The organism is Candidatus Accumulibacter cognatus, from assembly GCF_000584975.1.
Classification (GTDB): Bacteria; Pseudomonadota; Gammaproteobacteria; order Burkholderiales; family Rhodocyclaceae; genus Accumulibacter; species Accumulibacter cognatus.
Genome location: NZ_JDST02000041.1, coordinates 31,412 through 53,919 on the forward strand (window position 1 = coordinate 31,412; position 22,508 = coordinate 53,919).

General features: G+C 58.7%; 19 protein-coding genes and 1 riboswitch. Of the genes, 5 read left to right on the top strand and 14 right to left on the bottom strand.

From position 1 onward, the window contains the following. Nucleotides 1-2: 2 nt before the first annotated feature. The 7 genes from pseH to AW06_RS08530 form a co-directional block, all read right to left on the bottom strand. Entirely contained in the window at nucleotides 3-578 is a 576-nt protein-coding gene (gene pseH, locus AW06_RS08500) for a UDP-4-amino-4,6-dideoxy-N-acetyl-beta-L-altrosamine N-acetyltransferase (protein WP_034948670.1), read from the bottom strand. 8 nt (nucleotides 579-586) lie between these two features. Beyond that, nucleotides 587-1,648, bottom strand: a complete 1,062-nt coding sequence (locus AW06_RS08505) for an N-acetylneuraminate synthase family protein (protein WP_034948672.1) — start codon at nucleotides 1,646-1,648, stop codon at nucleotides 587-589. Continuing rightward, on the bottom strand, nucleotides 1,645-2,760 hold the full coding sequence (pseG, locus tag AW06_RS08510) for a UDP-2,4-diacetamido-2,4,6-trideoxy-beta-L-altropyranose hydrolase (protein ID WP_034948675.1): 1,116 nt from the start codon (nucleotides 2,758-2,760) through the stop codon (nucleotides 1,645-1,647). The genes AW06_RS08505 and pseG overlap by 4 nt, the downstream gene beginning before the upstream one ends. Nucleotides 2,761-2,765: 5 nt before the next feature. Continuing rightward, nucleotides 2,766-3,455: a pseudaminic acid cytidylyltransferase gene (gene pseF, locus AW06_RS08515; protein WP_034948677.1), complete on the bottom strand. Its 690-nt coding sequence runs from the start codon at nucleotides 3,453-3,455 to the stop codon at nucleotides 2,766-2,768. Beyond that, nucleotides 3,452-4,597: a UDP-4-amino-4,6-dideoxy-N-acetyl-beta-L-altrosamine transaminase gene (gene pseC / locus AW06_RS08520; protein WP_034948679.1), complete on the bottom strand. Its 1,146-nt coding sequence runs from the start codon at nucleotides 4,595-4,597 to the stop codon at nucleotides 3,452-3,454. The genes pseF and pseC overlap by 4 nt, the downstream gene beginning before the upstream one ends. Next, nucleotides 4,594-5,595: a UDP-N-acetylglucosamine 4,6-dehydratase (inverting) gene (gene pseB / locus AW06_RS08525; protein ID WP_034948682.1), complete on the bottom strand. Its 1,002-nt coding sequence runs from the start codon at nucleotides 5,593-5,595 to the stop codon at nucleotides 4,594-4,596. The genes pseC and pseB overlap by 4 nt, the downstream gene beginning before the upstream one ends. 245 nt (nucleotides 5,596-5,840) lie before the next feature. Next, nucleotides 5,841-6,272 carry a DUF29 domain-containing protein gene (locus AW06_RS08530; RefSeq protein WP_034948755.1) on the bottom strand — a complete coding sequence of 144 codons (432 nt, stop codon included), beginning with the start codon at nucleotides 6,270-6,272 and terminating at the stop codon, nucleotides 5,841-5,843. A gap of 296 nt (nucleotides 6,273-6,568) precedes the next feature. Between AW06_RS08530 and AW06_RS08535 the strand changes: the two genes are divergently transcribed. The 3 genes from AW06_RS08535 to AW06_RS08545 all read left to right on the top strand — a co-directional run bounded on the left by AW06_RS08535 (nucleotide 6,569) and on the right by AW06_RS08545 (nucleotide 12,141). Then, nucleotides 6,569-8,482, top strand: coding sequence for an efflux transporter outer membrane subunit (locus tag AW06_RS08535; RefSeq protein ID WP_273704524.1), 1,914 nt, complete (start codon nucleotides 6,569-6,571; stop codon nucleotides 8,480-8,482). A gap of 171 nt (nucleotides 8,483-8,653) precedes the next feature. Beyond that, nucleotides 8,654-10,798 carry a peptidase domain-containing ABC transporter gene (locus AW06_RS08540; protein ID WP_034948688.1) on the top strand — a complete coding sequence of 715 codons (2,145 nt, stop codon included), beginning with the start codon at nucleotides 8,654-8,656 and terminating at the stop codon, nucleotides 10,796-10,798. Then, entirely contained in the window at nucleotides 10,771-12,141 is a 1,371-nt protein-coding gene (locus AW06_RS08545; protein WP_034948691.1) for an HlyD family type I secretion periplasmic adaptor subunit, read from the top strand. Before AW06_RS08540 ends, AW06_RS08545 begins: the two co-directional genes overlap by 28 nt. A gap of 53 nt (nucleotides 12,142-12,194) precedes the next feature. Here AW06_RS08545 and AW06_RS08550 read toward each other — a convergent pair whose 3' ends face one another. Then, nucleotides 12,195-15,494: a M10 family metallopeptidase C-terminal domain-containing protein gene (locus tag AW06_RS08550; protein WP_034948694.1), complete on the bottom strand. Its 3,300-nt coding sequence runs from the start codon at nucleotides 15,492-15,494 to the stop codon at nucleotides 12,195-12,197. Nucleotides 15,495-15,711: 217 nt separating this feature from the next. Next, nucleotides 15,712-15,799, bottom strand: a riboswitch (cyclic di-GMP riboswitch). Between the two features lie 43 nt (nucleotides 15,800-15,842). Between AW06_RS08550 and AW06_RS08555 the strand changes: the two genes are divergently transcribed. Both AW06_RS08555 and AW06_RS08560 read left to right on the top strand, forming a co-directional pair. Further along, a complete protein-coding gene (locus AW06_RS08555; protein ID WP_273704526.1) occupies nucleotides 15,843-16,193 on the top strand; it encodes an EscU/YscU/HrcU family type III secretion system export apparatus switch protein in 351 nt (116 codons plus the stop codon). Nucleotides 16,194-16,275: 82 nt separating this feature from the next. Continuing rightward, on the top strand, nucleotides 16,276-17,076 hold the full coding sequence (locus AW06_RS08560; protein ID WP_034948700.1) for a flagellar brake protein: 801 nt from the start codon (nucleotides 16,276-16,278) through the stop codon (nucleotides 17,074-17,076). Nucleotides 17,077-17,366: 290 nt separating this feature from the next. Here the strand turns inward: AW06_RS08560 and frdD are convergent, their stop codons facing one another. From frdD to AW06_RS08590, 6 genes are all read right to left on the bottom strand, one after another. Continuing rightward, nucleotides 17,367-17,735, bottom strand: coding sequence for a fumarate reductase subunit FrdD (gene frdD, locus AW06_RS08565; protein ID WP_138678827.1), 369 nt, complete (start codon nucleotides 17,733-17,735; stop codon nucleotides 17,367-17,369). After that, complete coding sequence (locus AW06_RS08570; protein WP_034948703.1) at nucleotides 17,732-18,130, bottom strand: fumarate reductase; 399 nt, start codon at nucleotides 18,128-18,130, stop codon at nucleotides 17,732-17,734. The genes frdD and AW06_RS08570 overlap by 4 nt, the downstream gene beginning before the upstream one ends. Next, complete coding sequence (locus AW06_RS08575; RefSeq protein ID WP_034948706.1) at nucleotides 18,127-18,876, bottom strand: succinate dehydrogenase/fumarate reductase iron-sulfur subunit; 750 nt, start codon at nucleotides 18,874-18,876, stop codon at nucleotides 18,127-18,129. Before AW06_RS08575 ends, AW06_RS08570 begins: the two co-directional genes overlap by 4 nt. Next, nucleotides 18,869-20,656, bottom strand: coding sequence for a fumarate reductase (quinol) flavoprotein subunit (frdA, locus tag AW06_RS08580; RefSeq protein WP_034948709.1), 1,788 nt, complete (start codon nucleotides 20,654-20,656; stop codon nucleotides 18,869-18,871). The genes AW06_RS08575 and frdA overlap by 8 nt, the downstream gene beginning before the upstream one ends. A gap of 91 nt (nucleotides 20,657-20,747) precedes the next feature. Continuing rightward, the gene (gene rquA / locus AW06_RS08585) at nucleotides 20,748-21,506 is read right to left on the bottom strand and encodes a rhodoquinone biosynthesis methyltransferase RquA (protein WP_046535247.1); all 759 of its coding nucleotides are present in this window, start codon (nucleotides 21,504-21,506) and stop codon (nucleotides 20,748-20,750) included. A 190-nt stretch (nucleotides 21,507-21,696) separates the two neighbouring features. Continuing rightward, nucleotides 21,697-22,485: a TatD family hydrolase gene (locus AW06_RS08590; protein ID WP_034948712.1), complete on the bottom strand. Its 789-nt coding sequence runs from the start codon at nucleotides 22,483-22,485 to the stop codon at nucleotides 21,697-21,699. Nucleotides 22,486-22,508: the final 23 nt, after the last annotated feature.

Here is a 22,508-nt window from a genome sequence, read left to right on the forward strand (position 1 = left end):
GGCTAGCTGGCGCTGAACAAGGTCTTTGCTATGTCGCCTCTCATCACTATCCAGTCTTCCCGGAACAGCGCCATCACCACCACGCCGAAAACGCCATCATTCCTGTGGATATGTTTCTGAAGAAACCCTTCCTTGTTGAATCCAAAGCGCTGGTGCAGACGTACCACTGCAGTATTGAAATCCAGAACCTCACAGCAAAGCTTCTCGATGGACATTTTTTCAAACACGTGCTCGATGGCAAAGTATTCCATGACTGCACCCAGTCCTTTCTGAAGACTCTCCCTTTCATCGGAAAGATTGAATGCCCACGAACAACGACGATCACGATCATTGATGTCTGTAAAAGACACGAAACCTACAGGCCGGCCCTTTTCCCTGAAAATGAAATGCCGGGACTTCTCATTATTCAACTCCTTGCGGAACCACTTGTCGTGTTCTTCCGGAGTGATCATCCTGGTGTCATACATGTAATGGCGTATCGATTCAGAATTTCGCCATCTCAAGATCAGATCCTTATCCTGATCATCCAGGGCCGTCAGGGAATAATCAGGGTAACTGAACAAGATTCTGGTAACCATTTTTATCCTTAGTTTGAAATATCCGTCAACTGAAGACAGTTTCCCTTCTTGATCCGATGTGCCGCTTTTAGGCCCATCACCCGATCAATCAGCTCTGGAGACAACCCGGCACCGGGTCGCCGCAAGCCGATATTCCCGGCATTCAATTCCTCGCCCATCTCAATGTTTCGTAATGCCACGATGCTCCGTCTTGCCTGCAAGCGCATCGCTCTTTCGGCTTTCGTCGGCATGATCATCGGGCTGCCTAATCTCTCGTGCGCACCCCTGATCATTTGTATCCATTCGCGCAGGCCCTCGCTATCTTCGGCAAACCAGTGATCCGGCCCCGGCAGATAATGGTCCAGCGTGAAATGCTTTTCGAATACCCGTGCTCCCAGGGCAACAGCGAGAGCGGCCGCTAGTGGACCCTGGGTGTGATCCGAGAAGCCGACCACCAGGCCTGGAAAGGCCTGCTGCAGGGTCGTCAGCTTGCGGACATTCACGTCCTGTGCAGGCGTTGGATACTGGGAAGTACAGAGCAACAAGACCAGAGGTTTGCCGGAAAACCATCCGACCGTCTCCAGCGCCTGGTGCACCTCGGCCAGATCACTCATGCCACAGGAAAGAATCAGCGGCAGATTCTCCGCCGCATAGCTTCGGAGCAATGGCAGGTTCGTGAAGTCGTCGGAACCCACCTTGATCGCAGGCACACCGATCGACATCAGCAGATCGAGGTCGGAACGGTTCTGTGGCGTCGAGAAAAAGGTAATGCCGACAGTATCACAGTGAACCTTGATTTCACGCCATTGCTCAGGCGTGAACTCGTAGCGTCTGAACATTTCCAGCATGGATTCGGTGACAGTTTTCCCTTGCGACTGGTAGGTGAACATCTGTTCAGGATCGCCACAAAATTCTTCCGCTTTGAAGGTCTGAAACTTGACCGCATCGGCACCCACCTCTTTGGCGGTTTCTATCATTCGTTTGGCCATGCCAAGATCGCCATTATGATTGATGCCGACTTCCGCGATGCAATAAGGCGGTTCATCGGACCCGATGCTCCGCCCGGCAATAGCCAAGAGGCTTTCATTCATATGCGTTTCCCATTGCAAAGAATTTTTAACACCTCTTCGACACCCGAGCCATCACACACGTTGCTGGCACAGTCGATCATTGACGGCAACTCACCGATCACCATTCCTTCCAGATATTTCGCATAACAGGCGGGGGTCAGTTCGGAGGCCATACCCAAAGTCCGCTGCGTCCCCAGCTGATGCATCATCATGGCGATCGGGCGCTGGTTTTCACCGAGGATGACGACGAGACTGGGCAACCCAAGGATACATTTTTCCCAGGTCACGCTGCCGCCTGCGGTGATGGCCAGATCCGCGGCCGCCATCAATTTCGCCATATCAGGTGTCTGGATGTGCAGCGTGGCTGAAGGAAACTTCGCCAGGGTTTCCTTCAGGGTTTGCAGAGCAGAATAGTTTTCTCCGACGACCACGTCGATATGCTCCCAAAGTTTCCTGGACAGACTCACCCCATCGAGAACCTTCCCGGTTTCATTGTCAGGATCGCTGCCTCCCATGAAAATCAACAATCGGTTCAAATCAGGCATTTTCCGCCGGGCAAGACTGGCTGGCCGAAGCGCTCTGAACTCCGGTCTCAGCAGGGCGTATTGCGGGCCAACCAGGCAGACACAATGGCCGGGCACTTTGCCACGGTAGCGATTGGCCATTCCTTCGACCAGATTCTGATCCAGCAGAAGATCACAAATATGTTCGCGATCGGCAAGATCGTCAATCACCATCAGCTTGCGGTATTTCGTCTTGACCGCGGATTCCCAGCGGGCATCTAGAGCATAATGATCGACGATCAGCCAGTCAGAGACCAAACCCTGCAAAGCCATCTGGGTTTGTCCGGCGTCGGTAGGCCAGTCGGCGCCAAGCCAGTCCGCGTGCGCCGGTTGAAAAGGGTGCTCACGGGCAGCAGGCGAAAGGTCCACCACTATTTCAGGCAAGGCAATCGCTGCATGCCCACGTTGCCGGATCAGTCCAAGAAGATGGCCTGGGTGCTCACGGCAGATAAAACGGCAACTGGCACCCGCTGCCTTTAGGGCATCGGCCAGTGTCAAACAACGCATGACGTGCCCTGTACCGATTTGCAGGGAGGCATCAACGCGGAAAGAAATTTCCTGTCCGGTCATCCTGGTTATCCTGTCTGCAGCGCCTTGAACATCCACTCTGCACGTTCCCAGTCTTCTGGCGTATCGATGTCCTGCACGCGGTGACGGGGCAGAATCACCGGCATTGCATCGCTTGAAAAGATCGGCTTGTCGGCTATCCACGCCGCGGCACGCCCCCAGTAGAACTGGCCGGCATCATGGAAGGCCTGTTCCAGGTCCTGCGAACGGGTGTTGAAATGCTCGGGCTGAAACATCTGAACCCGCCCTTCTTCCGTCAGCTTGATGGCACGCTGAATCGGGAAGGCAAAGCTGGTCACAGAGAAAGCGAAATCCGAATCACTGTCAGCCAGCATTTGCAGTCCCCGTTGCAGATCTGCCGCGTTGACGAATGGCGCTGTCGCATAGATGCAGCAAACCGGGTCTGGCATATCGCCCTGCGCGCGATACCACTGAATGGCATGTGCGACCACGGCGGATGTGCCGGTGTAATCGTCGGAGAGGGCTGGGGGGCGCATGAACGGCACCTCAGCCCCATACGCCTTCGCCACTGCGGAGATTTCAACATCGTCGGTCGAAACGACGATGTGATCGAAAAGTCCTGAGGCGCGTGCCGCATCAATCGACCAGGCGATCATCGGCTTGCCGGAGAACAGTTTGATGTTCTTGCGCGGAATGCGCTTGCTGCCACCACGGGCAGGAATGATTGCCAGCTTCATGCCAGGGCATTCGATAGCGCAGCCACTACCTGGTCCTGCTCAGCGTCTGTCATCGAATAGAACAGGGGCAGACTGATCGCGCCGCGATAGAAATGCTCGGCTTGCGGGCACTTCCCGACGCCAAAGCCAAGCATCCTGTAATAGGGCTGCAGATAGACCGGAAGGTAATGCACATTGGCACCGATGCCTTGGGCGCGGAGTGCGTCGAAGACGACACGACGTTGTTCGGAAGCAACCTGGATCGGGTATAGATGGTAAGCCGAACGGCCGTATTCGGCCTGCCGCGGCAACACCAACGGCAAGTCGGCCAACAGCCGGTCGTAGCGCGCGGCCAGTTCGCGCCGGCGTGCCACGAATTTGCCCAGACTTGCCAGCTGGCTGAGGCCTAGTGCCGCCTGGAGATCGGTGATCCGGTAATTGTAGCCCAGTTCGATCTGTTCGTAATACCAGGCGCCTTCATGCCTGTTCTGCAAATCGGCCGGGTCGCGTGTCATCCCGTGTGACCGAAGACGCTGCAATGCCTGGCGTAATGCCGAGTTATTGGTCATCACCATGCCGCCTTCGGCGGTGGTCAATATCTTGACCGGATGAAAACTGAACACCGTCATGTCGCTATAGGCGCAATTGCCGACCTTGCCGGCCTGGTAGTCGGCGCCAACCGCATGCGATGCATCCTCGATCACCCTGCATCCGTATTGCCGTGCCAGCGCTCCGATCTTCTCCATGTCGCAGGATTGGCCTGCGAAGTGAACCGGGATGAGCACCGCCGGCAGCACACCATCGAAACTGGCCTGTCGCAGTTTTTCTTCCAGCGCTGCCACGCTGATGTTGTAGGTCAGCGGGTCGATGTCGACAAAGTCGACCTGGGCACCACAATACAGGGCGCAATTGGCCGAAGCCAGGAAGGTGTTCGGAGAGGTCCAGACCCAGTCCCCAGGACCGACACCGAGCGCCAGGCAGGCGAGGTGCAGCGCTGCCGTCGCATTGGCCACCGCCACCCCGTGGGCCACACCGCAATAGGCTGCCAGTGCGCGTTCGAAAGCGTCGATACAGGGCCCCTGCGTGATCCAGTCCGAACGTAATACGGCCACGACGGCCGCGATATCCTCTTCAGAAATCGATTGGCGACCGTAGGGAATCAATGCTCGCGTCCCTGTGCGATCAATGCGCGAATGGCCGCAACATCGAGGAACTCGGGATTGGTGCCGGAACTGTATTCAAAGCCACCGCTTACCGGGACACCGATCTCACCCAGCCGATTCTTTTGGTAATCGACTTGCAGGGTGAACGAAATCGCTGGCTTGATCACGAAATGGTCATGAAATTCAAGGGTCAGATGAGAATCGTCGCCTGGGCACATGGTTTCATGCAGCTTTTCTCCAGGACGAATGCCGATGATCTTCAGTGGCAGGTCCGGAGCAATGGCCTTGGCCAGGTCGAGGATGGTGGCCGACGGAATCTTGGGAATGAAGATCTCGCCGCCATGCATGCGCGCAAAATTCCTGATGACAAAGTCGACCCCATTTTGCAGGGTGATCCAGAAGCGGGTCATACGCTCATCCGTAATCGGCAATTCGGTGGCGCCCTGCTTCAGCAACTTCTGGAAAAAGGGAATGACCGATCCACGCGAGCCAACCACATTGCCATAGCGAACGACCGAGAACCGCGTGCGGCGGGCACCCACGATATTGTTCGCTGCGACGAACAATTTGTCGGAGGCCAGTTTTGTTGCACCATACAGGTTGATCGGATTGGCTGCCTTGTCAGTCGACAAGGCGATCACCTGTTCCACTTCGGCGGCGATGGCGGCCTGGATCACGTTTTCGGCCCCATAAATGTTCGTCTTGATGCATTCTATCGGATTGTATTCGGCGACTGGCACGTGCTTCAGGGCCGCTGCGTGGATCACATGATCGACCCCATCCATGGCCTGCCTGAGACGTGGCTGGTCGCGCACGTCGCCAATGAAATAGCGCATCTGCGGCGCATCAAAAATCTGCGCCATTTCATACTGCTTCAATTCATCGCGTGAGTAGATGATGACCTTTTTCGGCTGATAGCGCGCCAGAATGGTTTTCACGAACTGCTTACCGAATGAACCAGTACCGCCGGTAATGAGAATCGTCTTGTTGTCGAGCATGGTCTCTCCCGGTCAAAAGCGGGCGTAAGAACGCCAGGTTATGGATAATCGCGGCTAACGGTCATGACTTTTCCAGCCACCCCCGATCATGAAAGTCATGACCATTTCCCTCTCCCCCGACCCATCTCCCGCGAATGGAGAGGAGAGAGTCGTGAGTCGCTGACGCAACTTCTATAGTAACGTAACGGTCAGGACTTCATCATCCAGGGGGCTCACAAAGCCATGACCGTTACGGTGAAAGTCGGTCAGACCGGCAACCAATCTGGAGCAATCACTTCGGCAATGGCCCATGGGCATTCGTCCGGGAAGGTATCCACGCCGGTTTCCGAGATGGCTTGAGAAACCGCATCTGCCCATACGTCGGACCACCACCTCGGGTCCTTGAGTTTGTCTGACAGGCTGGGAGTTTCCTCCAGTCGCAGCAGAACACGCTTGCGTTGCTCCTTGATCGTCCGGACCCAACTGCTACCGCGTCGATCCGGCTGGTATTGCCATTTGAGCAGGTGGGCCAGGAGGACGGCCATACGGTGGGCCAACTCGCGCTGTTCGCTCTTGCCCACGTCCTCAATCTCCTCCGCAATATGCTCCAGGTCGAGCAGATCAAAGCGACCGGCACGAAGCAGCCGGGCCTGCTCTTTGGCCCATGCCAGCACATCCATCTCATATCTTGTGCCCACTTCACCCTCCTGCACCCGGAATCCTGTTTCGGCATCATGCCGTGCGAACTGCGGCAGCCGCTTGTCGTTCAGGGAAATCGGCATGAAACCGTTCGGCGCCCTGGTCTCCAGTTTTCACTATAGCGCGTATCCTTTTGAATCGCACACACGCGCTGAAAATCCCGTTCAAATTTTCACAATACAAGCGATAATTCAACCCTTTCCTGGCGCATCAAAGGCGCATGCTGAGGCGGTGGCGGCGGGAGCTGCGAACCGGTGATCGCGGCTCTCTTGGACAGGCCAACTGCTCTGACCGAATGAATCAAAAGCTTGCAGCTTCAATCAGGTCGCACCTTGCAGGCCGGCATGGGCTGTGGACCCTGCTTTGTGCACAGGCACTGACTGGCTGCATCAGCCTGCAAGGCGGCTACCTCATACCCGAGGTTTCCCTGCCCGCTCAGTACCAGGATGCGGCCCGAACCGGGACGGCCCCGTCCACTTCAGGGCAGACCGCTGTTACGCCTGCGGAAACCAGTCCGTCGCACCCATCGGAACCGGCCCCTGCCAAGACTCCGGTAGATTGGTGGCGTGACTTCGGAAACCGTGAACTCCAGGGTCTGATTGATCGTGCGCTCGCCAACAATCCGGATATCCGGATTGCGCTGAACCGTATCGTCCAGGCCAAGGCGAGGGCAGAGCAGGCGGCTGCAGGGAAATATCCAGGCCTTTCCGCTCCCCTGGTGATTGCGCAACAGTCTCCCGGTGGCGTGACGGTCGGAACGGCTCCGGCTGGCGGCATTTCCAATGTGGGCAGCAACAGAACTTCGCAACGCACCTATCAGGCCAGCATCCGGGCGGACTGGCGGCTGGACATCTGGGGCGAGCAAAGCGCCCTGGCGGAATCCGCCCACTTTCAGCTCTGGCGAGCCGTCCATGAACGGGAAAACGTCCAGAGAAATCTGACGGCCAGCCTCGCTACCCACTACGTCGAATTCCTGTCCCTCAATGATCGCCTCAGAATCGCAGTCGAGACCGAAGAAGTCCTGAGCGCAACCCTGGCCGCCATCGAGAAACGGGTCAAGGCTGGCGACGCCACCCTTTCCGAACTCGAGCAGCAACGGGCGGCAATTTTCGCCATACGCGCAACCATCCCCACCCTGGAACAGCAGAAACTCGACACCATTGGCGCCATGGCGTTTCTTCTGGGTACGGTCCCCGGCAAACTCAAGCTCTCCAATGACGGACTGGACTCCCTGAGCATTCCAGGTGTGGCTCCCGGCCTGCCCTCGGCCCTGCTGCTACGCCGGCCCGATGTGCGTGTCGCGGAAGCCCAGCTGCTGGCCGCGAATGCCGACGTGAACGTCGCCCGGGCGCGCATTCTCCCCCCCATGGACCTGTCTGCACAGATCGGCTACAGCGGCATTGCCCTGTCGCAACTGTTCCAGCCCCAAACCTTGTTCTGGAATGTCGTGGACAACCTGGTCGTCAGCATTTTTGATGGTGGCAGGAAGCGGAACGAGCAGCTGTTCTCACAAGCCGTCCGTGAAGAAATGGTGGAAAGCTATGCGCGCACTGTCTACCAGGCCATGAAGGAAGTGGAAAGCGCTCTGACTTCTGTTCGCCTGGCTGAACGACGCCTGACTGCCCAACGGGAAGCCAGCAAAGCCGCCCGCCGTGCCTGGGATATCAACACCAGGGTTTACGCGGTGGGCGGAATCGACTATCTGAGTTTGCTGGAAACCCAACGCAGTTATCACCGCTACCTGGACGACTACCAGAAGATCCGAATGGAATTCTTTCGAGGGTACATCAGCCTGTTCCAGGCTCTGGGCGGCGGCTTGAATTCGGAGCGCCGGGCACCGGCTGACGACGAAGCCATCCCGGTGGTGTACGAGGGTTTGCAAGCCAACACGGATACTTTCTGGCAGGTGGAGCTGGCCGGGCTCTATCATCGCTCGACGATCGACGCAACCTGGCGTGACCTGCGCAACCGTTATCCATTTTTGATGGAAGGGCGCAGCCTCCAGCCGCGGCTCAAGGGTCGCATCGAGGAAGGTGACGACGTTCAGCAATCCTGGTATCAGTTGTACATCGCGAACTTCAACAGTCAGGTGGAGGCGGAAGAATATTGCCTCACCCTGAAAACCGATCAACAACGCTGTCGGGTGGTCTCTCCGGAGACGGACACCACGGTCCTGGATAATGCGCGCCCCCGGCCCCCTGGTACCTAGCGGCAGAATTCCCGGGCGATTCCGATCCCGACGTTCATCGGTCGGCCTGCCGTTTGGAGCCTGTTCATTGCCGGAAAATGGTAAAGTCGCCGCTGCCTCGGGCAGCATGCAAGCCTATCGACAATTCAATGACACCTTGGCCTCTGGCCTCACGTCAGCAACTTCCTGGCAATGACTGAAAAATTCTCGCACAGCGTTGTTCAGTGCCTCGCCGCGATTGCCCAGAATCAGGGGATCAGGATCAATCCTGAACGCTTGATCCACGATTTCGCCCTGGCGGATGAAGAACCGGCTGCGCCCCTGGTGTTGCGGATGGCTGCCGACATCGGCATGAAAGCGAAGGCGGACAGACTGACCTGGAGCCAACTCGTCGCCCAGCAAGGGGTGTTCCCCGTGCTGGGCCGCCTCAACAGCGGGGCCGGCGTGATCGTGGTCGGGATCCGGCAGGAGGGAGAGAGCAAACAGGTGGCGGTCGTCGATCCCTGTGCCGCTGCCGTGGCGATCACCTTTTATTCCGAAGAGGCGTTTGGCGCGATCTGGAGCGGCGATGTCATCCTGCTCAAAAAGGCTCATTCGATCTTCGATGCGCAACAGCCTTTCGGCCTGCGCTGGTTTATTCCGGAGATCCTGAAGCAGCGCACCGCCTTCCGTGACGTGTTCATCGCCGGCATGGCGATGAACGTCCTGGCCCTGGCCTCCCCCCTGTTCTTCCAGGTAGTGATCGACAAGGTGCTGGTACACCAGAATGCATCGACCCTGATGGTGCTCACCGCCGGGGTGATCATTGCCATGCTGTTCGATGCGGCCTTTGGCTATCTGCGCCAGATACTGCTATTGGCAGCGACCAACAAGATCGACATGCATGTCACCCGCCGGGCTTTCGGCCACCTGCTCTCCCTGTCGATCGACTTTTTCGAGCTTTCCACGGCCGGAGTGGTCACCCGCCAGATGCAGCAACTGGAAGGCATCCGCCATTTCCTCACCGGCCGTTTGCTGTTTGCCGGCATGGATGCCCTGGCCCTGGTGATCTTCCTGCCCCTACTGTTCACCTACTCCTTCAAGCTGGCGCTGATCGTACTGGGATTCGCTCTCATCATCGCCCTCATCATCACCATTTTGCTACCCACTTTCCGCAAACGTCTGGACCGGCTCAACAGCGCCGAGGGCGTCCGCCAGGCGCTATTGGTGGAGACCATCCACGGCATGCGGACGGTCAAGGCCCTGGCCATCGAACCGGTGCAGCGCAAGGCCTGGGACCAGTTGTCGGCGGAAGCCATCAACGCCCATTTCCAAGTCGGCAAGCTGTCGATTGCCGGCAACCTGGCCACCGAATTCCTGGGCAAGCTGATGCCGGTGGTCATCGTCTTCATCGGAGCCCAGAGCATCTTCGATCAGACCATGAGCGTCGGGGTGCTGATTGCCTTTCAGATGCTGTCGGGACGAGTGATCAATCCGCTGATCCAGATCGTGAGCCTGATCAACGAATATCAGCAGACGGCCGTATCCGTGCGCATGCTGGCGGAGATCATGAACCGGCCACCGGAAGGACGGATCGGCGCCGGCGGCCTGCGCCCCCTGTTGAAAGGACAGATCAGCTTCGAGGAGGTCACCTTCCGCTACCCTGGCGCCAGCGTCAATGCCCTGGACCGGACCAGCTTCACGATTCCGGCGGGCGCCGTCGTGGGTGTCGTGGGACGCAGTGGTTCAGGAAAAACCACCCTGACCAAGCTGATCCAGGGCCTCTACCCGGTGCAGGAAGGCCTCGTCCGCTTTGACGGCATCGATGCCCGGGAAATCGACCTGTCTCATCTCCGCCGCCAGATCGGGGTGGTCCTGCAGGAGAATTTTCTTTTCCGCGGCAGCATTCGCGACAATCTCACCATCACCAAGCCCGATGCCACCATCGAGGAAATCGTCGCCGCCGCCCAGGCAGCCGGGGCCGACGAATTCATCGAACGAATGCCGCAAGGATACGACACGCTGCTGGAGGAGAACGCATCGAATCTGAGTGGCGGGCAGAAGCAGCGTCTGTCAATCGCCCGTTCCCTGCTGGCCAGGCCCAACATTCTGATTCTCGACGAGGCCGCCAGCGCCCTCGACCCGGAGAGCGAAGCGATTTTCATCCGAAATCTCTCCCGGATCGCCGTCGGCAGAACGGTGATCATGATCTCCCACCGATTGTCCACCCTGGTTAACGCCGATGTGGTTCTGGTCATGCAAAATGGCCGCTTGTCGGATTGGGGCACGCACACACAACTGCTCTCCCGCTGTGAGACCTACCAGCATCTATGGAACCAACAGACAGGCCATCTTTGATCCGCCGGCTGTGGTCCCGGCAGACGCCTGATCAGCCGGCTCTGGATTTCCTGCCTGATGCGGACGAAATCGAGCGGCGGCCACTGCCCCGTTCGGCCAGTTTCACCCTGCACCTCCTCGCTCTGGCATTGCTTGTCTTCCTCCTGCTGGCGACCTTCTCGGACATCGACCTGGTGATCACCGCCCGTGGAAGATTGATCACCCCGCTGCCGAATATCGTGCTGCAACCGCTGGACACCGCCATCATCCAGCAGATCAATGTCAAGCCCGGGCAGACCGTGAAAAAGGGGGAGCAGCTCGCCACCCTTGACCCGACCTTTACCGAAGCGGATGAAACCCAGTTGAGAACTCGCCTGGGCAGCCTCGATAACGAACGTGCCAGACTGGAAGCGGAACTGTCGGGCAAAACCGTCACTGCCGATGCCTTGGCCAGTGATGACAAAAAGATCCAGGGCCGCCTGGCCGACGAAAGACAGGCCAGCTATCTCGCCCAGATGCGACGACTGGATGAAAATATCGCCCGCATCCGGGCGTCCCTGGAAACCAACCGCCGCGACCAGACCGCGATGAACTCCCGCGTCCAGGTACTCCGGGAAATGGTCGCCATGCTCGAACCCCTGGTGGCCCAGCAATATGCGGTGCGCGCCCGCCTGCTGGACGCCCAGGACCGCCTGCTCGAAGCGGAGCGAGGCGCCCAGATGGCCCGCAGTCGGGAGCAGGAACTCCAGAAGGAACGGACTGGACTGGAAGCCGAACGTCTGTCCTTCCAGACCGGCTGGCGACAAAAAATCATGGAGGAACTTCTCGCCCTGTCCCGTGAGCGGGATTCGGTCAACGAGCAGTTGCAGAAGGCGGACAAACGTCACCAGTTGGTCATCCTGACCGCACCCTCCGACGCCGTGGTGCTGGAGGTCGCCAAGCTCTCCGCCGGTTCCGTCGCCAAGGCAGCCGAAGCCTTGTTCACCCTGGTTCCCCTGGGAGAGAGCCTGGAGGCTGAGGTCCAGATCGAATCGGCGGATGTGGGTTATGTCAAACTCGGCGACCGGGTGCACATGAAGGTGGATGCCTATCCCTTCCAGTTGCACGGTGCCCTGGATGGCGAACTGCGCACGATCAGCGAAGATGCCTTTCGTCGCGAGAACGTCGCTGTTGGTGGCAGCGAGGCCTACTACCTGGGCCGTATCCGCTTGACCACGACCCAGCTCAACCGGTTTCCAAAACACGCTCGCCTGCTTCCCGGCATGACCATCAGCGCCGAGATCACGGTGGGCAAACGCTCGGTGATTTCCTATTTGTTATGGCCGTTGATCAAGGCACTCGATGAATCGGTCCGCGAACCGTAAGGGATATTCCGGGAGAGTGCATCTTCGCGAAACCTGCGCATACGATCTCTCATTCAGATCAGAAGAAAGTCACCATGCTCGAGTGTGGGATGAGTGGAAAGACCCAACACCGCAATTTCCACCGCTGCGCCCTTGCCGCTGCCATCGGCATCGTAGTACAGGGATCCTGTGCTCGTGTTATAGATTACCCGGTCATCCGCATCGTGCCCCTTGACCGCATCGGCAGCCGCCCAGAACTGCGCTTCGCCCAAGACGCCGGTCGTCTTTCCCAGTCCCTTGAACACCAGCAGGCTGAGTTCGATATGGTCTGCTCCTGACTCGAAATCGACGAGCACATCCCGGTTGTTGGCAGCATTCGCTGCGGTGTTGAGCACGAAATGATCTTCGCCCTCGCCGCCGGTCAGGGTATCGTTACCCAGGCCTCCGAACAGCGTGTCGTTGCCGCTGCCACCGAACAGCTGATCGGCGCCACCGCCGCCTTCGATCCGGTCAGCAAATTCCGTTCCCGTCAAGATGTTGGCACCGGCATTGCCGACCAGGGTGATGGCGTTGACCAATGCCGAGGCATCGGCATTGAGTGCTGCCGAACCCGTGCTCGTGGCCACCGCGCCGGTACCAGTGCCCAGGACCACCCGCTCGATGCCCGTATCGCCCGCAAACAGTGTCAGGGTACTGGCAGTGGTGGCTGCAAAACGCACTTCGTCAACGCCGGAGCTACCAGTATCCGCAATCTCGGCGGCAGTATGAGCGGCGGCGAGACCGATCAGGTAGATATCGGAACCCTCCTCACCATCCATCAGGTCGATACCGGCCTGGCCGTTCAGCAGGTCGTTGCCGCTGCCGCCATCCATCTGGTCAGCGAAGGCCGTTCCGGTCAGGATGTTCGCACCAGCATTGCCAATCATGGTGATGGCGTTGCTCAACGGCGACGCATCGACATTGAGTGCGACGGTACCCTCACTGTTCGCCACCGCGTCGGTGCCCGTACCAATCACCACCCGCTCGATGCCCGTATCGCCGGCATACAGCTTCAGGGTGCCGGCACCGGTGGCCGTGAAACGCACTTCATCAACTCCGGTGCTGCCGGTATCGGCGATCTCGGCCGACGAATGCTCGGCAGGTAGTCCAAACAGGTAAAGGTCGGAACCCTCACCACCATTCAGGCTATCGACTCCGCCCAGACCATTCAGGACATTATTACCACTGTTGCCGGTTATGATGTTGGCGAGCGTATTGCCCGTTCCCATGAGATTGGCCGTCCCGGTCAGTTCGAGCTTTTCGACATTGGCTCCCAGGGTCCAGGAGACCGATGCTTTTACCAGATCCTTGCCGTCCGCGGCGCTGCTTTCGATAACGACATCGGAGACGTTATCCACCAGGTAGATGTCGTCGCCCTTCCCACCGGCGAGCTGGTCCATGCCAGCACCACCGTCAAGCAAGTCGTTGCCCATTCCGGCGTTCAGCGTATCGTTGCCGCCAAGACCATACAAGGAGTCATTTCCTGCCGTGCCGGTAAGGACATTGACCGTATCATCGCCTTCGATCGTCAACCCGGAACAGGGAACCGCACTGATCAGGTAACTGCCGGTGGACTGGGCGCGATCCTTGGCGGCCAGGTAATAGGTTCCGCCGGCTGTCGGCGTATAAATGATCTGCGAATCGGTGGTTGACAGGCCGGCATTATCATTCTGCGTAATGACTGCCAATTTGGAGGAATACAGCTCAAGGTAGGGATCGAGACTCCCGCTGACCCGGGCCAGTTTGAAGATATAGCTGTTGTTGGCCTTCAGGGTGACCTTGAAGAGGTCGCCGTCGGACGCCTGCTCAATGACGCCGGATACGGCCGCACCCCCGACGGTAATCGCTCCGCGCGTATTCGTCGTCATGGGATAGTCGTCCGGAACGGCAGTGACGTCATCGTTGCGGATCGTGCCCGCCGCACTTGCCGTACCCAGCACCAGTCCTGAAGAGGGGTTGCTCAGGCTGAGGGTAAAACCCTCGTCAGACTCGACGACCGTGTCCCCGACGACCAGCACCTGGATCGTTTTCGTCGTTTCGCCGGGCTGAAAGGTGACGACACCGGAAGTGGCCCCGGTAAAGTCGGAAGAAGTGGCTGGGGATGCACCGGAGCCGTCCAGCCTCCAGTCCACGGTTTGCGTGGTCTCGCTCGCTTTGCTGAGGCTGACATTGAAAACGTAGGCCGTGGATCCACTATTGCCTTCGGCGATCGAAGCCGCGCCAGCAGCGATCGATACCTGCACCGATCCAGGATCAGGGTCAGATGACGCATCTGCCGACAACTCGCTGGCGGACTTGGTCACATTCGAGAAAACAAAAGTTTCGACATTCTTGATCAAGTCGGAACCGGAGCCGCTACTCGCAAAGGTGAAGCCCTGATTGATGGTATAAGAGAACGTATACTCCGAAAAAGTACCGGCAAACACCACCGTATCATTGCCGCCCCCACCGTCGAGGGCATCGTTGCCGGCTCCCGCCACGAGCGTGTCGTCGCCCGCCCCTCCAGTCAATGAATCGTTTCCGGAACCACCGTCGAGATAATTATTCAGGGAATTGCCGGTAATCGTATCGGCACCGGCGCCACCAATCGCGTTTTCGATATTGCAGGTATACGCGATGGCGATGTTGTAGGTCATGCTGTTGCATGAGGAATAGGCGCCAGGCGCAAGATCGATCAGGCTCGGCGTTGACCATCCGCTCAGGTTGAGCGTATCGGTTCCAGCGGAGTCATAAATCGTCAGGATCGGATGAAGGTTGACCGAGAAATTGTAGATTGCGGACAGGGTACCGAAATCGCTGCTGCCAAATCCGTAGGTGGTATCCTCTGTGCGGGTCGTGGTTTCGGCACCGTACATGCTCTGCATGGCCATGATGTCATTGAGCATCGGCGTCTGCGGCGAATACAGCTTCCCGTCCGCACCGACCCAGTCGGCCCAGGCCACCAGGCCCACCCCACTGGATGAGCCCGAACCCCAATTGGGACCAAAGTAGGACATCACCGAATAGACACCACTGTCCTGGTAGCTCGAGGGTGTCCAGGAACCCCCGCCATTGTAGTCGCCCATGTGATCCAGCCCGAAAGCATGGCCGATCTCATGCACGTAGCTCAGAAACGAATGCGCGCCCACCTGGGGGTTCATCAGGTCGGAGTAGGCACGACTGAACCACACGCTGCCAGTCGTCGGGAAGTAGGCATGTGCGTACTCAACGCCAGTGGACGAAGTCCCGAATTCGATATTGGACGAACCAGACGTGACCTTGGCCAGATCCGGGGTGATGAGATCATCCCAGGTCTGCAGCGCAAGTGTGGCGGCCGCCTGCTGGACGGAATTCAACCCCTGAAATCCGGCCTGTTCCTGACTACCGTAGAGGCCGCTCGATGAGGTCGGGAAGGCGTAGGTGACTGTGCTTCCGGACCAATGAGAACCGGAATCAAGCTGCGCAAGAATTTGCTGCTGTGTCCAGGATGCGAGTGCCACGTAACCAGCCCTTCATTTAAGAAGGCGGCAAGGTCGAGGGCAAGCAGAAATTGAACAGCAGAAATCGCTGAATCTATGCAACCCGGCCACCCTTCCTGACGATCAGGTTAGGGCCCTCGGCTTTGCGTCCGGAGATTTCTCCCCGTTTGCCTTTGGATAAGATGTGGCGAATAATACACGTGACGATTGTTTTGTCAAGAACTTATTCGGCAAAGTATAGGGAGGAACATGCCCAAAGCACCCGTTAACCCGCAAAAGAATGCGGTCGCTCTTGCCTATAGCCAAACCGACACCGCACCTCGCGTGGTAGCCAGAGGGCGGGGCTTGGTGGCCGAGCAGATCATCGCGCGGGCGCGTGAGCACGGCATTTATGTTCATGAATCAGCCGAACTGGTGTCCCTACTAATGCAGGTCGATCTCGACCAGCACATCCCGCCGCAGCTCTATCTGGCAGTGGCCGAACTGCTGGCATGGCTCTACCGGCTGGAAAATGGCCAGACAATGTCACCGCCGCCACGCCTCCCGGCTGCGGCTGAAGCGACACTGAAGCCATGAGCCCACCCTTGTCTGCGTCGTTCATTACCTCGCTTACGGTTTTGCTTTAAACTGCCTGTTCCAGCCGATTCCGGGAAGGACAATGGAAAACACGGATGTTCAAGCACAACAACAGGCACCGCTGCAATTCGAAATAGAACAACCTAAAGAATATGGTCAATACCTGTTGCATTCCAAAGTCGAGATTGCCGCGATCCTTCGCGCCCTGATGCAGAAAAGGGCCTTGATCAGCGCCTACTTCAACAAAAACAGGTCTTTCCTGCTGACCGCGGTGCTGGCCGTGGACACGGCGGCTGGCAAACTGGTTCTCGATTATGGTCGAGAGAACGAGACCAACCGCCTGGCCTTGCTGGCGGAACAATTCTTGCTGACCGCTGCGGTCGACAAGGTGAAGGTGCAATTCACCCTGGGTAAACTCTCGGAGACGCAGCATGCTGGGCTGCCTGCCTTCAGCGCTGCGCTACCCGACAAGCTGTTGAGACTACAGCGGCGCGAGTGTTTCCGCCTCTCGACGCCGATCACTAAACCGGTCAAATGCACCGCTACGATCAGGCGCGAAGATGGAAGCACCTGCCTGCTCGAAGCACCATTGCTGGATATCAGTGGCGGCGGGATCGGGCTGATGGCGCCGCCGAGTCTGGCTGCCCTGCTGCAGCGCGGCGCCATCATGAGCGATTGCAAGGTCAGTCTGCCTGATGAGGGTCTCCTGGTTGCCAGTCTGTGCGTACGCAACAAACTGGACTCGACGACCAGGGGGGGGTCCCACTACGTTCGTATCGGCTGCGAGTTCATCGCCTTGCCCGGTGCCAGGATGAACATGCTGCAACGCTATATCAACCGCATTGAGCGCGAGCGCAAGGCACGGCTCAGTGGCATGTCCTAGTGAACGAAGTGCGCGGTATCGAGCTTGTTACGCTACCGGAGGGCGCCAAACCGAAAAGACTCCCCAGCGACCAAGCCCCCCCTGCCAGGACTAATGGTCATGACTTTTCCAGGCACTCACGATCATGAAAGTCATGACCGTTTCCCTCCCTTGCAGGGCGCATTCCGGCTTGCACGCCGGAATCGTTCGAGGGGCGCAGAGCAGGCTCTGCGAATTCCCCCTCTCACCCCCCGCCCCCTCCCCCACGAGTGGGGAGGGGAGATTCGTGCGTCGCTGACGCGACTTTCACATTAAAAGCCAATCCGCAGCAACGCGAAGGCGGCGAGCAAGGTTCCCAGCATCGCCAGCCCGTAGCAGATCAGCTTGGCACCGGTACCAGCGTGTATACCGATATCGTGCAGGCTGTGATAGATCCGGTGCGCGGCGTGCCAGAGGAATAGCGCGATGATCGCAAAGATGAAGCCCTTACCGATTATATTCTGGGCGAAAGCGAGCATGCGCGGGTAGCTCATGGTGTCCGGCGGCAACAGCCAGGCGAGTGGCACGGCAAGACCAGTGATGAATACCAGCATCGGACCCAGCAGCGCCGAGAGCATGCCGCCGGCACCGAACAGCGCCCAGAAGATTGGGGCGTTAGAACGTTTCAGCGTTGGTTTCATCGTGCCATCCCCCATACCAGAGCAAGCAAACCAAGACAGGCAGCGCTAGCGACCGCCAACCCGCTGCCGGTAATGGCGCAGGCTGAAAGCCGTTGGCCTCCGACTACCACTGGCGGCATCGTCCGCGGCATGATCTTGAACCAGGTGTAAGTGTGATAAGTCAGCGCAATCAGTGCAAGGACGTGAAAACCGATGTAAAACGGGCTCTTCAGGGCCGCCAGCCAAGCATTCCAGGCGGCTTCACCCTGCGACAGGTGCAGCAGCCCGTTGAGCAGAATACCGGCATAGGCAGCGACGAAGAGGGCTGTTCCCTCGTGAATCATGTACTCGACGAAGTACGGATTCCTCCGCCACCAGCCATCCATCGAGCGCACATAGGGACGACGCTTGTTCACTTGGCACCTCCCTTCGGGGTAATGAAACGCAGGAAATAATCGGCTGCACTGTTGGTCTTGTTCTGGTTGACGGCATTGGCCGGGTCGACATGCTTGGGACAAACCTCGGAGCAGTAACCCACCGCCGTGCAATTGAATACCCCTTCTTCGGAATTGATGAGTTCCATACGCTCGGCCTTGCCGCCATCGCGAGAATCGACGTTGTAACGATGCAGCAAAGCCGTCGCTGCCGGCCCGATGAAGCTCGGGTTGAGGCCGAACTGCGGGCAAGCAGCGTAGCATAGCAGACAGTTGATGCACGAACTGAACTGCTCATAGGCATGCAGTTGTTCCGGTGTCTGCAGATACTCGCCCTGGGCCAGTTTGCGTGGCTCCTTTGGAATGATGTAGGGCTGAATGCTTTCCAGTTTCTCGATGAAACCGTCCATGCTGATCACCAGGTCGCGCTCGATCGGGAAGTGCGCCAGGGCTTCAACACGCACCCGCGCCGGATAGAAGTCGCGCAGGAAAGTCTGGCACGACAGGCTCGGTTCGCCGTTGATCATCATGCCACAGCTGCCACAGATCGCCATCCGGCATGACCAGCGAAAACTCAGCGAACCATCAAGGTAGTCCTTGATGTACTGCACGCCTTGCAGAACCGACATATCGTCGGTAAACGGGACATCGAACACCTGCCGATGCGGTTCTTTGTCCTTCTCGGGATGATAGCGCAGAACTTCGATTTCGATCGTCTTTTCAGCCATGGGAAGCCTTCCTTTCCTGCTCCGCCTTCTCGCCGGCAGCGCCATAGGCGCGCGTGCCAGGCTGCGACTTGGTAATCTTGACAGGGCCGTAATCGATGCGCGGAGCGCCGTCAGCGACATAGTGCGCCTGTGAGTGCTTCAGGAAGTTGACATCGTCGCGCTGCTCGTAGCCGTCGAGGCGCTGGTGAGCCCCCCGCGACTCGCGCCGATGCAGCGCCGAATAGGCCATCGTCTGGGCAACGTCGAGCTGGTACTCGAGTTCGATGGCCAGCAACCACTCGGTATTCCAAACGCTCGACTTGTCCTCGACATTGACGTTCCTGAAGCGCGCCTTTAGCTCGTCGAGTTTGTCGCAGGTCTTTTGCATGGTTTCTGCCAGGCGATAGATGCCGCAACCCTCCTCCATGGTCTGGGCCATTTCCTTGCGCAAGACAGCAATGCGTTCGTTGCCGCCGGTTTTCAGCTTCAGGCCAAGAACCCGTTGCTCGACGGCCTGTGCCTGCTTCTGCAGCTTGGCCGAATTGCCGGGCACCACCGATCTTGCAAAGCGAGCGGCTTCGACGCCCGCCACCTTGCCAAACACGCAGAGCTCGGAGAGGGAATTCGATCCCAGCCGGTTGGCACCATGAATGCCGACGCTGGAACATTCGCCGGCCGCATAGAGACCGGGCAGCGGCGACGCGCAGAGACCGTCAACAAGGATTCCGCCCATCGTGTAATGTACCGCCGGCCGCACCGGGATCGGAGCCCGCGCAGGATCGACGCCAAGAAACTGCTCGGCCAGTTCGTAGATCTGCGGCAATCGCTCGCGCAGCTTGGCTTCGCCGAGATGGCGCAGGTCCAGATGCACGACCGAACCGTGTGGGCCCTCGATGGTGCGACCCTTTTGCTGCTCGTACCAGAAGGCCTGACTGAGACGATCACGTGGCCCGAGTTCCATTGCCTTGTTGCGCGGCGAAGGCTCGGCCGGGCCAAGACCATAGTCCTGCAGGTAGCGATAGCCATCCTTGTTCACCAGGAAGCCTCCCTCGCCCCGACACGCTTCGGTAAATAGCAGACCGGTCCCCGGCATGCAGGTAGGATGATACTGGACAAATTCCATGTCGCGCAGCGGCACGCCGTGGCGATAGGCGAGCGCCATGCCATCGCCGGTGACGACACCGCCGTTGGTGTTCTCGCGGAACACGCGGCCAGCACCGCCAGTGGCGATCACGACCGAGCGAGCTTCGACCAGAGTGAACTCTCCCGAACCGATCTCGATCGCGACGACCCCCTGCACACGGCCATCCTCAACCACCAGATCAACGCAAAAATGTTCGTCGAAGCGCTTGATCGACGGATACTTGATCGATGTCTGAAAGAGGGTGTGCAACATGTGGAAACCGGTTTTGTCGGCGGCAAACCAGGTCCGCTCGATCTTCATGCCGCCGAAAGCCCGCACGTTGACATGCCCGTCCGGGGTACGACTCCATGGGCATCCCCAGTGCTCGAGCTGGGTCAGTTCCTCGGCACAGTGTGCCACGAAATACTCGACCACATCCTGCTCGCACAACCAGTCGCCCCCACCCACCGTATCGTTAAAGTGATACTCGAGGCTATCGGTGGACAACTTCACCCCCGCCGAACCGCCCTCGGCGGCGACAGTGTGACTACGCATCGGATAGACCTTCGAGACCAGCGCGATCCTCAGTGCGGGATCGGACTCCGCGACGGCAATCGCTGCCCGCAGACCTGCCCCGCCACCCCCGACGATCACCACGTCCGCCTTGTATATCTCCACGCTTTTTCCTTTCTCGCGCCCAGCATTGCTGGCGACGATTCACATCCCCCAAAGCCCCACCGAAAAAGGTCCGGCAGGACCCACTGATCAGCTACTCACCGGCTGGTTGATCCTTAGTTGTTTCCACTACCTTGAGCGTTAACATCTGATACATGCCACCAAAGAAGCGTTGCTTGCCGAGCGTAACGAAGCCCCCATCTTTTGGCAACCAGGCCATGACTTCCTCACTGAAAAGATCGCGGGCAAAGGGCTCCAGCCGGTCTAGAACCGGCTTCCAGAAGTAGCGCAACGGATTGAAGCGGCTCGGCGGCGCATAGTCTACGATGGTCAGTGTCCCGCCGGGACGGACGACCCGCAGCGCCTCGGCCAGCGTTCTTTCGCGCACGGCCTGCGGCTGTTCGTGCAGCAGGAAAAACAGCAGGGCCCGGTCAAAGCTCGCGTCGGAAAAACCGAGCGCCGCCGAATCCATGCAATGCAACTTGATTGGCGCCTGCGGGCCCAGCTTGCCGGCGAGATTCTCCAGCTGGATCGGCAGAATGTCGGCAATTTCCAGCGCCCCTCCCGGTGCCACGCAGGCCGCCAGTCGCGGCGTCAGATCGCCGTAGGCACAGGCGATCTGCAAGGTTCGGCCCGGGAGCTGGTGACCGTAATCATGCAGCACCGCATTGCAGAGACGCTTGTAGTTACCCCAGAGAATCAGATTGACCAGCCATTGCCGCTCGAAGACATGCACTGCACGCGGATGAACATACGCCCACCAATAGTGGGCCTGCAAGTACTGAGGAATGGCAGGCAGAACCTTCTTGACCGCCACACAGGTGGAAACGGGTGCATCGAAGTTATTTTTCATATGGTTAGAGAAAGTACGAACGTCTATGTTCGGAACATGCCTGTTCAAGATCGGTCAGCCTGGACAAAGTGTCTGCATTGATCCTGCCCTGGCAGAAAATTCTTTCGTCATGTTCCACTGATTCGGTGACCCGCCGCCCACCCGCACGGAAGGTACGCAACCCAAAGCCCTCAGGCCGTACCCTACCCGATCAGTCAGCCGAGCGCAACCGAGGCAGCACTTCCAGTGCGTTGAACGCCGTTACCTTGGCCAGTTCGCTCGCGTCGATGCCGCGCAACTCCGCCAACATTGCGTTGATCCGCGACAACTGTTCGGGCGTGTTGCGGCGACCAGCCAACCAGGCTGGTGGCATGTCCGGTGCGTCGGTTTCGAGCACGATCGCATCCAATGGCAGCGTAGCGGCCAACCGGCGGATGCGCGTCGAGCCAGGGTAGGTCAAAGCACCACCAAAGCCCAGTTTGAAGCCCAGTCTGATGAATTCTTCCGCCTGTTGTCGGCTGCCATTGAAGGCGTGCGCGATGCCGCCGGTCACCCTGATCCGGCGCAGATTCTTGAGTACCTGATCGACCGCCCTGCGGACATGCAGGAGCACCGGCAACTCCAGGTCGCGGGCGATTCTCAGTTGTTCGACGAAGAATGACTCCTGCCGCTCGTCCTGCCGATCGGCAACGAAGAAGTCGAGGCCGATCTCACCTAGCGCCAGCGGCCGCTGCGGCCCTTCAGAAGCGCGCGCCAGCCAGTCGCGCAAGGTCGCCAGATCATCAGGGCCAGCATGCTGTACATAAAGCGGGTGAATGCCGTAAGCCGGGGCACACCCGGCGTAACGGGCGCAGCAGTCGTGCACCTTGGCAAAGCTCGTCACATCGACCGCCGGCACGACGATGGACGACACCCCGGCCAGCCGCGCCATCTCTACCAGCATGTCCCGGTCAGCCGCGAATTCAGCCGCTGCGAGATGGCAATGGGTGTCAATCAGCATTGCCAGGCGTCAGCCAGGGTGAA

What these genes read in the sequence shown, in the direction of transcription:
- pseH (WP_034948670.1), bottom strand. Translation starts at nt 578, where the DNA reads ATGGTTACCAGAATCTTGTTCAGTTACCCTGATTATTCCCTGACGGCC.
- AW06_RS08505 (WP_034948672.1), bottom strand. Translation starts at nt 1,648, where the DNA reads ATGAATGAAAGCCTCTTGGCTATTGCCGGGCGGAGCATCGGGTCCGAT.
- pseG (WP_034948675.1), bottom strand. Translation starts at nt 2,760, where the DNA reads ATGACCGGACAGGAAATTTCTTTCCGCGTTGATGCCTCCCTGCAAATC.
- pseF (WP_034948677.1), bottom strand. Translation starts at nt 3,455, where the DNA reads ATGAAGCTGGCAATCATTCCTGCCCGTGGTGGCAGCAAGCGCATTCCG.
- pseB (WP_034948682.1), bottom strand. Translation starts at nt 5,595, where the DNA reads ATGCTCGACAACAAGACGATTCTCATTACCGGCGGTACTGGTTCATTC.
- AW06_RS08535 (WP_273704524.1), top strand. Translation starts at nt 6,569, where the DNA reads ATGAATCAAAAGCTTGCAGCTTCAATCAGGTCGCACCTTGCAGGCCGG.
- AW06_RS08540 (WP_034948688.1), top strand. Translation starts at nt 8,654, where the DNA reads ATGACTGAAAAATTCTCGCACAGCGTTGTTCAGTGCCTCGCCGCGATT.
- AW06_RS08545 (WP_034948691.1), top strand. Translation starts at nt 10,771, where the DNA reads ATGGAACCAACAGACAGGCCATCTTTGATCCGCCGGCTGTGGTCCCGG.
- AW06_RS08560 (WP_034948700.1), top strand. Translation starts at nt 16,276, where the DNA reads ATGGAAAACACGGATGTTCAAGCACAACAACAGGCACCGCTGCAATTC.
- frdD (WP_138678827.1), bottom strand. Translation starts at nt 17,735, where the DNA reads ATGAAACCAACGCTGAAACGTTCTAACGCCCCAATCTTCTGGGCGCTG.
- AW06_RS08575 (WP_034948706.1), bottom strand. Translation starts at nt 18,876, where the DNA reads ATGGCTGAAAAGACGATCGAAATCGAAGTTCTGCGCTATCATCCCGAG.
- rquA (WP_046535247.1), bottom strand. Translation starts at nt 21,506, where the DNA reads ATGAAAAATAACTTCGATGCACCCGTTTCCACCTGTGTGGCGGTCAAG.
- AW06_RS08590 (WP_034948712.1), bottom strand. Translation starts at nt 22,485, where the DNA reads ATGCTGATTGACACCCATTGCCATCTCGCAGCGGCTGAATTCGCGGCT.